This window comes from Branchiibius cervicis (genome assembly GCF_042661605.1).
In the GTDB taxonomy this organism is placed as follows: domain Bacteria; phylum Actinomycetota; class Actinomycetes; order Actinomycetales; family Dermatophilaceae; genus Branchiibius; species Branchiibius cervicis.
This window is the reverse complement of record NZ_JBHSWJ010000002.1, coordinates 1,761,172-1,774,085: the sequence shown is the minus strand read 5'-3', so window position 1 is coordinate 1,774,085 and position 12,914 is coordinate 1,761,172. Positions and strand designations below refer to the sequence as shown.

Sequence of the window (12,914 nt, the reverse complement as noted above, 5' to 3'; positions counted from 1 at the left end):
GCGACCGCGGAGGCGGGCTCACCGGTGCGGCAGTACACACCTGACCGAACACACCGGTTCCGGTTAGGCTCGACCAGCGGGCACCATCCGCTCGTGGGTAGGTATTGGAGGATCGATGAGTCTCAGTCCGCAACTGAATCCGGATCAGGCCGCGGAGGGTGTCGAAACACTCACGGAGGCCGAGCACGCGCCCGCGCCGTCCGGGCGCCGCAGCCGGCGTAAAGGTACGGACAACGCCAGCAAGTCCCCATCGCGCATCGCCTGGGAGCGTTTGCGTAAGGACAAGGTGGCGATCTTCTGCTCGTTCATCGTGCTGTTCTTCCTGCTGATGGCGATTTTCGCGCCATTGCTTGCCTCGTGGGAGGGCCAGGATCCCAACGTCTCGGACACCAACCTGGTCGACCTGGACGGCAACCCGATCGACGGTCCGAACTCCCAGCACTGGTTGGGCGTCACACCCAAGGTCGGTCGTGACATCTTCGCCCGTTACGTCTACGGCGTGCGGCCCAGTCTGGCCATCGCGGTGTTCGCCGCCATCGGCACCACCCTGATCGGCCTCGTACTCGGTCTGCTGGCCGGGTACTTCGGCGGCTGGGTCGACAAGGTCGTCTCCTGGTGGGTCGACTTCCTGCTCTCCCTGCCCTTCCTGCTCTTCGCCATCGGTCTGGTGCCGATCGTGCAGTCGTGGTTCGGTAACCCGTTCACGATCACCGCGGAGACCACGGCCCGGGTCAGATTCGGCGCGCTGATCTTCATCCTGCTGATCTTCGGCTGGGCCACGATGGCCCGGCTGACCCGAAGTACCGTCATCTCGCTGCGCGAGTCCGAATTCATCCAGGCTGCCCGCGTGCTCGGCGTTCCGACCCGCCGCATCCTGTTCAAGGAGATGGTCCCGAACCTGGTCGGCGTGACGCTGGTCTTCCTGACCATGGCCGTGCCGACGTACATCTCCTCCGAGGCGGGTCTGTCCTATCTCGGCGTCGGGCTGCAAGACCCCATCGCCTCCTGGGGCAACATGATCGCCGACGCGCAGAAGTATTACGCCACCCAACCGCTCTACCTGTGGGTACCTGTGCTGTCGGTTGCCCTGCTCGTCCTCGCGCTCAGCCTGCTGGGCGATGCCGTGGCCGACGCCTTCAACCCCAGCACCCGGCGATGACGCGGTTATCCCCGCGGCCCGTCGTCAACCGTCCGGCGATCGACCGATCCGACGTGTTCTTCCAGACCAAGGAGCGTTGAGTGCTCGTCTACATCCTGCGCCGACTGGCGTTGACCCTCAGCGTGATCGTGGGGGCGATCACGTTGACCTTCGTCATCTTCTACCTCGGGCCCAGCGACCCGGTCGCGGCGCTCTGCCCGCGCAACTGCACGGCCAACCAGCAGGCGCAGATCGAGCGCAAGATGGGCCTCGACCAGCCGCGGATCGAGCAGTACGGGCAGTACATGAAGGGCCTGGTCGCGGGCCGGGAGATCGGTTCCGGCCCCACCGCGCAGAGCTGTGACGCACCCTGCCTCGGCTGGTCGTTCATCCAGAACCGACCGGTCAAGGACATCGTGTTCCAGGTGCTTCCGGTGACGCTGAGCATCCTGATCGGCGGCGCCGTGGTGTACGTCATCTTCGGCCTGGCGTTCGGGGTGATCGCCGCGCGCAACCGGGGAAACTACCTGGATAGATTCATCGTCGGGGTCACCCAGACGGTCCCGGCAGTGCCGTACTACGTGCTGGCCCTGTTGTTCTACCTCTACCTGATGGTGTTGCACCCGATCCTGCCGCAGGCCAGTTACACCTCGCCGTTCGACAATCCGTTCGCCTGGATCACCGGCTTCATCGGCGTGTGGATGCTGTACGGGTTGTACGCGGCCACCGGTTACGTGCGGTACGTCCGAGCGAACATGATCGATGCGCTGTCCGGCGACTACGTGCGCACCGCGCGTTCCAAGGGTCTGCCGGAATGGCGGGTGACGATCTCCCACGCACTGCGCGCGACGATGGCACCGTTCCTGACCCTGGTGGGTCTGAACCTGGTGCTGGACATCGGCGGAGCGATCTTCACCGAGAACATCTTCGGTCTGCAGGGCATGGGGTATCTGTCGATCCAGTCGTTCAACAACTCCGACCTGCAGGTCATCAGCGGCATCGTCGTGGTGACCGCCATCGTGACCAGCCTGGGCAACCTGATCGTCGACCTGCTCTACGGCGTCGTGGACCCACGCGTGAAACTGAGCTGAGGAGCCTTACGTGTCAGCGATTATCGAGACAGGCACCACCCGTCGGCCACCGGTCGACCAGGACGCCAGGACCATCCTCACGGTCAAGGATCTGCAGGTTCAGTTCCCGACCGGAGACGGCATCGTCAACGCCGTCAGCGGGGTGTCCTACGAGGTCAAACTCGGCCAGACCCTGGCCATCGTCGGCGAGTCCGGCTCCGGCAAGTCGGTGTCCAGCATGGCGGTGATGGGGTTGCACGACCCCAAACGCAGCCTGATCAGCGGCTCGATCGAGTTGGACGGGACCGAGTTGGTGGGGGCCGACGCCAGCGTCTTCCGCGAGGTCCGTAGCAAGAAGGTCGCGATGATCTTCCAGGACCCCCAGTCGGCGATGCACCCGTTCAAACGGGTCGGTGACCAGATCGCCGAGGCCTACCGGATCCACAACAAGGTCTCCAAGAAGGTCGCGAGTGCACGTGCGGTCGAGATGCTGGACCGCGTGGGCATTCCCAACCCGCAGCGGCGGGCGAAGCAGTACCCGCACGAGTTCTCCGGCGGTATGCGGCAGCGGGCCATGATCGCGCTGGGGCTGGTCAACGACCCCCAGCTGTTGATCGCGGACGAGCCCACGACCGCTCTGGACGTCACCGTGCAGGCACAGATCCTCGACCTGCTCAACGACCTGCAGAAGGAATTCGGCTCGGCGATCATCATGATCACCCACGACCTGGCCGTGGTGGCCGAGGTATCCGACTACGTCATGGTCATGTACGCCGGTCGCAGCGTCGAGTACGGCACGGCCCAGGAGATCCTGGCCACCCCGCGGCACCCCTACACGTGGGGACTGCTGTCGAGCGTGCCGTCCTTGAGCACCGATGTCGGCAGCGAGTTGAAGCCGGTGCGCGGTAACCCGCCGAGCCTGCTGAACTTGCCGACCGGATGCTCGTTCCATCCCCGCTGCGACTACATGTCGCGTGTCCCGGGGACCGCTGCATCACCGAACTGCCCGAATTCCTGCCCGTCGCGGGGGAACCGGGGCGGCTGTCCCGCTGCCACCTGGCCGATCCGGCCGGCATTTTCGCGGCCGAGATCGAACCTAACTTGTGAGTGAGCTGACGCCATGACCCAACCGCTGCCCGACAAATACACCAGCGAGGACCTGCGTCGGCGGGTCGAGCAGACCAACGAAGGGACCACCGAGGGGTTGTCGACCGACGAGGTCGCCTCCAACGAGACGGCCGGCGACCCGATCGATCTGAGCCAGACCATCGTGCACCCGATCTCGGACGCCGATCGCACACCTATCCTGACCCTGGAGAACGTCCAGAAGTTGTTTCCGGTCAAGGAGTACAGCGGGCTGTTCCCGACCACTTTGCAGACCCGCGCCGTGGACGGCGTCACGTTCGACCTGGCCGCGGGGGAGACTCTCGGCGTCGTCGGGGAGTCCGGATGCGGCAAGTCGACGGTCGGCCGGCTGATCACCCGCCTGTTGGAGCCCACCGACGGCAAGATCACCTTCGAGGGCCAGGACATCACGCACGCCAAGGAGCGCGAACTGCGTCCGATGCGGCGCAACCTGCAGCTGATCTTCCAGGATCCGTACGGGTCGCTGAACCCCCGGTTCACGGTCCAGACGATCATCGGCACACCGCTGGAGATCCACAAGATCGTGCCGAAGAACAAGATCAAGGAGCGGGTGCAGGAGCTGCTCGAGGTCGTGGGTCTGAACCCCGAGCACATCAACCGCTACCCCAACGAGTTCTCCGGCGGTCAGCGCCAGCGCATCGGGATCGCCCGGGCCCTCGCCGTCGAACCCAAGGTCATCGTGGCCGATGAACCCGTCTCCGCCCTGGATGTGTCCATCCAGGCACAGGTGATGAACCTGATGAGCAAGCTGCGTCGGGAGATGGGCATCGCGTTCGTCTTCATCGCCCACGACCTGGGCGTCGTACGCCACTTCTCCGACCGGATCGCCGTGATGTACCTCGGCAAGGTGATGGAACTCGGCAGCCGTGACGACATCTACGGTGCCCCGCAGCACCCGTACACCCAGGCACTGCTGTCCGCCGCGCCGGACCTGAACGTGGTCCGCGGTGCGATCCCCGCCGAGCGGATTCGCCTGGTCGGTGACGTGCCGAGCCCGATCGACCCGCCGAGCGGTTGCCGCTTCCGCACGCGGTGCTGGAAAGCGCAGGACATCTGCGCCCAGACCGAACCGCCCCTGGAAAGCAAGAAGGGCGCCAAGGCCGGGCACACGATCGCGTGTCACTTCCCGGAGATCAACACCGAGATGATCGCGGACGCGGAGCCCACCCCGGCCTGACTACACTGGGCCGGGTGATCGACCGGTTGGTGCAGGAGCGAGCTATCGAGGGCTGACAAGCCCTGCCTCGTTGCTGCCTGCCCAACCACCGCAAAGGACTGAATTCGCATGGAAACCGCCGAGATCCGGCGCCGCTGGCTGACCTACTTCCAGAATCGTGATCACACGGTGGTGCCCAGCGCCCCGCTGATCTACGACGACCCGAACCTGCTGTTCGTCAACGCCGGCATGGTGCCCTTCAAGCCGTACTTGCTCGGTCAGCAGACACCGCCGTGGCCGCGCGCCACCAGCGTGCAGAAGTGTGTACGCACCGGCGACATCGAAGAAGTCGGTAAGACCTCCCGGCACGGCACGTTCTTCCAGATGAACGGCAACTTCAGCTTCGGTGACTACTTCAAGCAAGGTGCCATCGAACTGGCGTGGGGATTGATCACAGCCTCACAGTCCGAGGGCGGGTACGGCTTGGACCCCGAGCGCATCTGGCCCACCGTTTTCCGCGACGACGACGAGGCATTCGCACTCTGGCGTGACGTCATCGGCGTACCCGCTGAGCGGATCACCCGCCGGGACGAGGAGGACAACTACTGGAACATGGGCGTACCCGGCCCGGGCGGACCGTGCTCGGAGTTGTTCTACGACCGTGGAGCCGAATACGGGCAGGAGGGCGGCCCCGCGGTCGATGAGGACCGCTACATGGAGTTCTGGAACCTCGTGTTCATGCAGGACGACCTGTCCGCAGTCCGCTCCAAAGCCGACTTCGACGTCGCCGGCCCGTTGCCGGCCAAGAACATCGACACCGGGATGGGCCTGGAGCGGATGGCGAGCCTGCTGCAGGGCGTCGACAACCTGTACGAGATCGACGAGGTCTTCCCGGTCCTGGACAAGGCCGCGGAGATGACCGGCAAGAAGTACGGCGCGCATTCGGGGCACGCGGCCAGCTCCAGCCATCCCGACGACGTCCACCTGCGGGTCGTCGCCGACCACGTGCGCTCCTCGCTGATGCTGATCGGTGACGGGGTCACGCCCGGGAACGAGGGCCGTGGATACGTGTTGCGCCGGATGCTACGCCGCGCCGTACGCGCCATGCGCCTGCTCGGCTACGAGGATGTGGCTCTGCCGCACCTGCTGCCGGTCAGCAAGGACCGGATGAAGGCGTCCTACCCGGAGTTGGAGACCGATTTCGCACGGATCAGCCAGATCGCCTACGCGGAGGAGGACGCCTTCCGCCGCACCCTGTCCCAGGGCATCACGATCCTGGACACGGCTGTCGCCGGCGCGAAAGCGAAGGCCAACGGGGATCGGCGACGCTGCCGGGGGACCAGGCGTTCGCGCTGCACGACACCTACGGCTTCCCGATCGACCTGACGCTGGAGATGGCGGCTGAGCAGGGTGTCGCGGTCGACCAGGAAGGTTTCCGCGCACTGATGCAGGAGCAGCGTGCGCGGGCCAAGGCGGATGCGAAGGCCAAGAAGCACGGCCACGCGGATACCGAGGTGTGGAAGGAACTGCGCGAGCTCGGCGCGACCGATTGGGTTGCCTACCAATCGCTTTCGTCCGAAGGCACGGTGCGCGGTCTGGTCGTGGACGGCGAGCAGGTCAGTGAGCTGCAGCCTGGTCAGACCGGCCAGGTAGTGCTCGACCGCACCAGTTTCTACGCCGAGTCCGGTGGTCAGATCGCCGACTCCGGAGTCATCACGCTCGACGGGTCGACGCTGACGGTGATCGACGTGCAGCGCCCGGTCAAGGGCCTGGTCGTCCACACGGTCACCGTCGACGGCGGGCCGGTATCCGTCGGCGACGCGGCGTACGCGCAGGTCGATCCGGACTGGCGGCTGTCGGCGTGCCAGGCGCACTCCGGCACGCACGTCGTGCACGCGGCGCTGCGCCAGGTGCTCGGCCCGTCGGCGTTGCAGTCCGGTTCGTACAACAAGCCGGGTTACCTGCGCCTGGACTTCGCGTGGAACTCGGCGCTGTCCGAGGCCACCCGCTCGGAGATCGAAGAGGTCTCGAATCTCGCCGTGCGACAAGACCTTCCGGTGAGTGCGCAATACATGACGCTGCCCGAAGCCAAGGAGTGGGGCGCGCTGGCGTTGTTCGGTGAGACCTACGACGAGCAGGTCCGGGTCGTGGAGATCGGCGGGCCCTGGTCGCGTGAGTTGTGCGGTGGCACCCACGTCGCCCACTCCAGCCAGGTCGGCGCGATCAGCCTGACCGGTGAGTCGAGTGTGGGCTCCGGCGTACGCCGGGTGGAGGCCATGGTCGGTATCGACGCATTGCGATACCTGGGCAAGGAACGCACGCTGTTGTCGCAGATCACCGGGCTGTTGAAGGCCCAGTCGTCTGAAGAGCTACCCGAGCGGATCAACGAATTGCTCACGCGGGCCAAGGAATCCGAGCGCGAGATCGCACGGCTGCACCAGCAGCAGTTGCTGGCCGACGCGGGTCGCCTGGTCAGCGAGGCCAGCGACGTCTACGGCGTGCAGTTCGCCAGCGTCGACCTCGGCGAGGGAGCCGCGGACGATGCGCGCACCCTGGCGATCGACCTGCGCCAGCGGTTCGGCAACGAGCGTCCGGCGGTGGTCGCGGTCACGGTGACCGCTAAGGGCCGGCCCTCGATCGTCGTCGCGACCAACCAGGCCGCTCGTGAGTGGGGTGTGCAGGCCGGTGGGCTGGTGAAGGTGGCCGCCGGTGTCCTCGGCGGTGGCGGTGGCGGCAAGCCGGACCTTGCGCAGGGCGGCGGCACCGACCCGGCGCAGACCGGCGCGGCGCTGGAGGCGGTCGAACACGCCATCGGATCAACCGTCACGGCGCGCTGAGCAGCTGACGTGTCGGCGGCGCGCATCGGGATCGATGTGGGGGCGGCCCGGGTGGGCGTGGCCGTCACCGATCCCGGTGGCGTCGTCGTCCTGCCGTTGACCACGTTGGCGCGTGACGCCGCGGGCGACAGCGACATCAGCCAGGTCGCCGACCTCGTCGTCGAACGGTCGGCCGCGTCGGTCGTCGTCGGCCTGCCGCTGAATCTCGACGGCTCGGACAGCGCCTCCACCCAGGCCGCCCGGGACTGGGCGACGCGGCTGAGTCGACTGATCGGCGCCACGCCGGTCCGTTTGGTTGACGAGCGCCTCACCACGGTTTCGGCGTACCGTGACCTGCGAGACGGAGGAAAGAACGCTCGGCAGGCCCGGGCGTACATCGATCAACAGTCTGCTGCGCTTATCCTGCAGGTCGCAGTGGACACAGAACGAACTACCGGCCGCCCGGCCGGGGTGCGCGTCGGGGGGCGCAAGCCACGGCAGAAGAAGGGGCGTCGCCCACCGGGTGACGTCGCGAAAGGGTGAACATGGACGAGGCCAACTTGTCGGAGTCGATTTTCGGCTCGGGCGGTTCGCCAGCCCCCGAGGGCCCGCCGACCCGGCGCAGGCGCGCCGCCCGGAGGAAGTTCCGGCCGACGAACCGATCCGCCAGCCGCTGCCGGCACCGGCGAGCCCGGTGACCCGCCGGGTACTTCGCGAACGCGAAGCGGCCCTGGCCCAGGAGGCGGGCGACATCCCGCACGACGCGCACCTCGATCATCCGGCGTTCGCGGTCGACGACGCGCATCACGAGCGATCGAAGGTCCGTGCCCGCCGCGGTTGTCTGGCCATCCTGCTGGCTGTCGTGCTGCTGCTGGCGGGAGCGTTCTTCGTGGTCAAGAATCTCGGCGGCTCGCTGTTGAGCGGCAGTTCGTCCAGCCAGGCCACCTCGGATTACACCGGCAACGGCACCGGTTCGGTGCAGATCGTGGTCCGCAAGGAGACTCCGGCGCGGCCATCGGCGAAACCCTGCAGAAGGCCGGGGTGGTCAAGTCCGCGAGCACGTTCGCGGCCGTTGCCGGAGCGACCCCGGGGTTCACCTCGATCCAGCCGGGTACCTACACGATGCGCAAGCAGATGAGTTCGGCCGCGGCCGCGAGTCTGATGCTGGAACCGGGCACCCGCGCGGCCGGTGCCACCGTCCGCGAAGGACTGTGGAACAGCGAGATCTTCGCGTTGCTGTCCAAGGCGACCGGTGTTCCGGTCGCGCAGTACCAGAAGGTCACGGCCGCGCAGGTGGGCCTGCCGGCCGCGGCGAAAGGTAACCTGACCGGCTGGCTGTTCCCCTCGACGTACAACTTCGAGCCGGGCACCACGGCGGTCGAGCAGCTCAAGACCATGGTGGCGCTGACCAAGACCAACCTGAAAACGGTCGGGATCGACCCGGAGAACGCCGAGCGCACCTTGATCGTCGCGTCCTTGGTGCAGGCGGAGGCCGACCCGGCCGTCTACGGCGGCAAGGTGGCCCGCGTGATCGACAACCGGCTGGATCCGGGGGTCGACAAGGGTCAGACCAACGGACTTCTGGGTCTGGACAGCACGGTCAGCTTCGCCGAGGGTCAGCGATCACTGACCAACGCCACCGCTGCGCGTGAGTCCACCAGCCCCTACAACACCTACCGCGTGCCCGGCCTGCCGCCGGGGCCGATCGGTAACCCGGGGCTGGGTGCGATCAAGGCCGCGCAGAGTCCCACGCCCGGTCCGTGGCTCTACTTCGTGACCGTCAACCCCGAGACGGGTGAAACGCTGTTCTCCACGACGTTGGAGCAGTTCAACGCGGACACCGCGAAGTTCCGCCAGTGGTGCACCGACAACCCCGGGAAGTGCTGAGGCACGGTGTCCGCCCGCGCCGCGGTCCTTGGCAAACCCATCGACCATTCGCTGTCCCCGTTGCTGCACCAGGCGGCGTACGCCGAGCTGGGACTCACCGATTGGACCTACGAACGGTTCGAAGTGGGCGAGGGTGAGTTGGCGCCGTTCCTGTCCGGGCGCGACGCCACCTGGCGGGGCTTCTCGGTGACCATGCCGGTCAAGGGGGACGCCTACGCTGCTGCGGCCACCCGATCCCCGCTCGCCGAGCGCACCGGTGCGGTCAACACCTTGGTGCGTACGTCGGGTGGCTGGGCCGGTGACAACACCGACGTGTACGGCGTGCGGCAAGCGCTCCTGGACGCCGGCCTGGACCCCGCGGCAGTTCGCGACGGTCTGCCCGTGATCTTGGGCAGCGGAGCGACCGCGCGCTCGGCGCTCGCGGCGCTGACCGACCTGGGCGCGACCAGGGTGGCGTTCGTCGTGCGCGACCGGGTCCGACCCGGGACCCAGGCGCAGGCCGCCGCCGACGGGGTGTCGATCGACGGGCCGGACGTGCCGGGGGCACCGGTGGTGATCAACACGGTCCCGGGGACGGCGGCCGATGATCTCGCGGAACTGTGGCAGGTGCCGGTCCGCGCCGGGCAGGTCGTACTCGACGTGCGTTACGCGGCCGATCGCACACCGCTCGCAGCTGCCGTTGCCGCCGCCGGTGGGCACCTGGTGGGCGGGATCGAGATGCTCGTGCACCAGGCCGCGCAGCAGGTGCGGCTGATGACCGGCCACGAAGCCCCGGTCGATGCGATGCAGGCAGCCGGCCGGGCCGCAATGGCCGCCCGCTGACACGCGACGACGGACCCGCCGCGCTGCGTGGGAAGATTCAGACATGCTGCGTTGGTTGACGGCGGGGGAGTCACACGGCCCCGCACTCACAGCCGTGATCGAAGGGATCCCGGCCGATGTCCAGGTGACCGTGCCCATGCTGCAGGACGCCCTGGCGCGTCGACGGCTGGGCTATGGACGCGGTGCGCGGATGAGCTTCGAGAAGGACCAGGTCACGCTGACCGGCGGGGTGCGGCACGGGTTGAGCATGGGTTCGCCGATCGCCATCACGATCGCCAACACCGAGTGGCACAAGTGGGAAACCGTGATGAGCCCGGCCCCGGTGGCCACCGAGGAGCTCGAGCGAGCCAACGACGTCGGCGCTCCCCAGGAACTGGCCCGCAACAAGCCGCTGACCCGGCCGCGGCCCGGGCACGCCGACATGGCCGGGATGCAGAAATACGGTTTCGACGACGCGCGTCCGGTGCTCGAGCGCGCTTCGGCTCGCGAAACCGCGGCCCGCGTCGCCCTGGGCACCGTTGCCTCGGCGTTCCTGCGGCAGGCCTACGGCATCCGGTTGGTCGCGCACACCGTGGCCATCGGTGCGGCGTCCGTGGCGAGTGACAGCCCGTTGCCGGTCCCGGATGATGTTGTCGCACTTGACGATTCGCCGGTCCGCAGCCTCGACGCGACAGGTAGTGCCGCGATGGTTGCCGCCATCGACGAGGCCAAGAAGAACGGTGACACCCTCGGCGGTGTGGTCGAGGTACTCGCCTACGGAGTGCCACCGGGTCTGGGCTCTTACGTGCAGGCCGACCGGCGGCTGGACGCGCGTCTGGCCGGGGCGTTGATGGGCATCCAGGCCATCAAGGGGGTCGAGGTCGGGGACGGCTTCGACGTGGCCCGGCACCCGGGCTCCGAGGCGCACGATGAGATGGTGCCCGAGGAGGAGCACGTGACGCGGTTGAGCAACCGCGCCGGCGGCATCGAGGGCGGGATGAGCAACGGGAACATCGTGCGGGTCCGCGCGGCGATGAAGCCCATCTCGACCGTTCCGCGGGCGCTGCGGACCGTGGACGTGGCGACCGGCGAAGCGGCCACCGCCATCCACCAGCGCTCCGACGTGTGCGCCGTGCCAGCGGCCGGTGTCGTGGCCGAGGCCATGGTCGCGCTGGTCCTGGCGCAGGCGGCGTTGGAGAAGTTCGGTGGCGACAGCGTGGCCGAGACGGCGCGCAACCACCAGTCCTACCTGGCCGCGATCCCGGCCAACATGCGCACGTGGTGAGCAATCGTCGCGCCGCAGGCACCCGTCCGGCGGCCGTGCTCATCGGTCCGCCCGGCGCCGGCAAGAGCACGGTGGCCGCTGCCATCGCGGCGCGCACCGGGTGGCAGCACCTCGACACCGACGAGGTGATCGTCAGCCAGGAGGGTGTGCCGATCTCTGACATCTTCGTCGTGCAGGGCGAGGAGCACTTCCGGCGCCTGGAAGCAGACGCCGTGCGCGAGGCCCTGTCCGGTCACGACGGCGTGCTGTCCCTGGGAGGTGGGGCACCGATGCACCCGGACACCGCGGCGCTGCTGGACGGGCATGTCGTGGTCTTCCTCGATGTCGATGTTTCCGAGGCCGCCAAACGGGTCGGTCTGAACACTGCGCGTCCGCTTCTGGCCATCAACCCGCGGGCCCAGTTGAACGCATTGCTGAAGCAGCGCCGGCCGCGCTACGAGGAACTGGCGACCTTCACCGTCGACACGACCGGTCGGACACCGGAGGAGATCGCGCAGGAAATCCTGGACCGGCTGGAGGAGTTGGCGTGAGCACGGTGATCTCCGTCGGCGGGGACTACGACGTCACCATCGGGTACGACGTCCTGGACCAGGTGCCGGATGCCCTGCCCGACGGGGTACTTCGGGTCCTGATCGTGCACGCACCCGTGATGGCCGCGGCGGCGTGGGCCCTGGAGGATGCTCTGGCACAGCAGGGGATCGGCGCGATCCTGGCGCCGTTGCCCGACGCAGAAGCGGCCAAGACAGCCGAGGTGACCGCCTGGTTGTGGGGTCTGCTGGGAGAGGCCGGGTTCACCCGGTCCGATGCCATCGTGGCGATCGGTGGCGGGGCGACGACCGACCTCGGCGGATTCGTGGCGGCGACCTGGCTGCGCGGCGTGCCCGTCGTCCAGGTGCCGACGACGCTGCTAGGGATGGTCGATGCGGCGGTCGGCGGCAAGACCGGCATCAACACCGCCGAGGGCAAGAACCTCGTGGGCGCGTTCCACCCGCCGGCTGCGGTGATCGCCGACCTGTCGCTGCTGCGCACCCTGCCGCGAGGGGACCTGACAGCCGGCCTGGCGGAGGTCGTCAAGTGCGGTTTCATCGCCGATCCGGTGATCCTGGATCTGGTGTCCGCGGATCCGCAGGCCGCACTCGACGTCGACGGTGAGGTGCTGCCCGAGTTGGTCCGTCGTGCCGTGCAGGTCAAGGCCGACGTGGTCGCCGCCGATCTGAAGGAGTCCTCGCTGCGCGAGATCCTCAACTACGGGCACACCTTCGCGCACGCCATCGAGCAGGTCGAGCAATACACCTGGCGGCACGGCGACGCGGTCGCGGTCGGCATGGTCTACATCGCCGAGTTGTCCCGCCTGGCCGGCCTGATCGACGACGACCTGGTCCAGCGGCACCGGGAGGTGCTGTCCAGCGTGGGTCTGCCCACGTCGTACGCCGGGGAGACTGGGAGGCGCTGCTGACCGCGATGCGCCGGGACAAGAAGACCCGCGGCGACCTGCTGCGATTCGTGGCGCTGACCGCGCTCGCCCGGCCGACCCGGCTGGAAGGGCCGCCGGAGGAGAACCTGCGGGCGGCGTACGACGCGGTTTCGGTGTGAGCCCTGCCGATCGGTAAGATGG

General features: G+C 67.8%; 10 protein-coding genes and 2 pseudogenes. All 12 read left to right on the top strand.

What is annotated here, in order from left to right:
- The first annotated feature begins 115 nt into the window (after nucleotides 1–115).
- The 12 genes and pseudogenes from ACFQBT_RS09330 to aroB all read left to right on the top strand — a co-directional run bounded on the left by ACFQBT_RS09330 (nucleotide 116) and on the right by aroB (nucleotide 12,892).
- Nucleotides 116–1,159, top strand: coding sequence for an ABC transporter permease (locus tag ACFQBT_RS09330; RefSeq protein WP_377822184.1), 1,044 nt, complete (start codon nucleotides 116–118; stop codon nucleotides 1,157–1,159).
- Between the two features lie 80 nt (nucleotides 1,160–1,239).
- Nucleotides 1,240–2,229: an ABC transporter permease gene (locus ACFQBT_RS09325; protein ID WP_377822182.1), complete on the top strand. Its 990-nt coding sequence runs from the start codon at nucleotides 1,240–1,242 to the stop codon at nucleotides 2,227–2,229.
- Between the two features lie 10 nt (nucleotides 2,230–2,239).
- Nucleotides 2,240–3,319 carry an ABC transporter ATP-binding protein gene (locus ACFQBT_RS09320; RefSeq protein WP_377822180.1) on the top strand — a complete coding sequence of 360 codons (1,080 nt, stop codon included), beginning with the start codon at nucleotides 2,240–2,242 and terminating at the stop codon, nucleotides 3,317–3,319.
- A gap of 9 nt (nucleotides 3,320–3,328) precedes the next feature.
- Complete coding sequence (locus ACFQBT_RS09315) at nucleotides 3,329–4,531, top strand: ABC transporter ATP-binding protein (RefSeq protein WP_377822178.1); 1,203 nt, start codon at nucleotides 3,329–3,331, stop codon at nucleotides 4,529–4,531.
- 108 nt (nucleotides 4,532–4,639) lie between these two features.
- Nucleotides 4,640–7,347, top strand: a pseudogene (gene alaS, locus ACFQBT_RS09310) (alanine--tRNA ligase).
- A gap of 9 nt (nucleotides 7,348–7,356) precedes the next feature.
- Nucleotides 7,357–7,869: a Holliday junction resolvase RuvX gene (gene ruvX, locus ACFQBT_RS09305; RefSeq protein ID WP_377822176.1), complete on the top strand. Its 513-nt coding sequence runs from the start codon at nucleotides 7,357–7,359 to the stop codon at nucleotides 7,867–7,869.
- 151 nt (nucleotides 7,870–8,020) lie between these two features.
- Entirely contained in the window at nucleotides 8,021–8,464 is a 444-nt protein-coding gene (locus ACFQBT_RS09300) for a hypothetical protein (RefSeq protein ID WP_377822175.1), read from the top strand.
- Entirely contained in the window at nucleotides 8,368–9,213 is an 846-nt protein-coding gene (mltG, locus tag ACFQBT_RS09295; protein ID WP_377822173.1) for an endolytic transglycosylase MltG, read from the top strand. Before ACFQBT_RS09300 ends, mltG begins: the two co-directional genes overlap by 97 nt.
- A gap of 6 nt (nucleotides 9,214–9,219) precedes the next feature.
- Nucleotides 9,220–10,035 (top strand): shikimate dehydrogenase, encoded by an 816-nt coding sequence (locus ACFQBT_RS09290; RefSeq protein WP_377822171.1) that lies wholly within the window; start codon nucleotides 9,220–9,222, stop codon nucleotides 10,033–10,035.
- A 43-nt stretch (nucleotides 10,036–10,078) separates the two neighbouring features.
- The gene (gene aroC, locus ACFQBT_RS09285; protein ID WP_377822169.1) at nucleotides 10,079–11,299 is read left to right on the top strand and encodes a chorismate synthase; all 1,221 of its coding nucleotides are present in this window, start codon (nucleotides 10,079–10,081) and stop codon (nucleotides 11,297–11,299) included.
- A complete protein-coding gene (locus ACFQBT_RS09280; protein WP_377822168.1) occupies nucleotides 11,293–11,829 on the top strand; it encodes a shikimate kinase in 537 nt (178 codons plus the stop codon). The genes aroC and ACFQBT_RS09280 overlap by 7 nt, the downstream gene beginning before the upstream one ends.
- Nucleotides 11,826–12,892 (top strand): annotated as a pseudogene (aroB, locus tag ACFQBT_RS09275) (3-dehydroquinate synthase). The gene ACFQBT_RS09280 and the pseudogene aroB overlap by 4 nt, the downstream one beginning before the upstream one ends.
- Nucleotides 12,893–12,914: the final 22 nt, after the last annotated feature.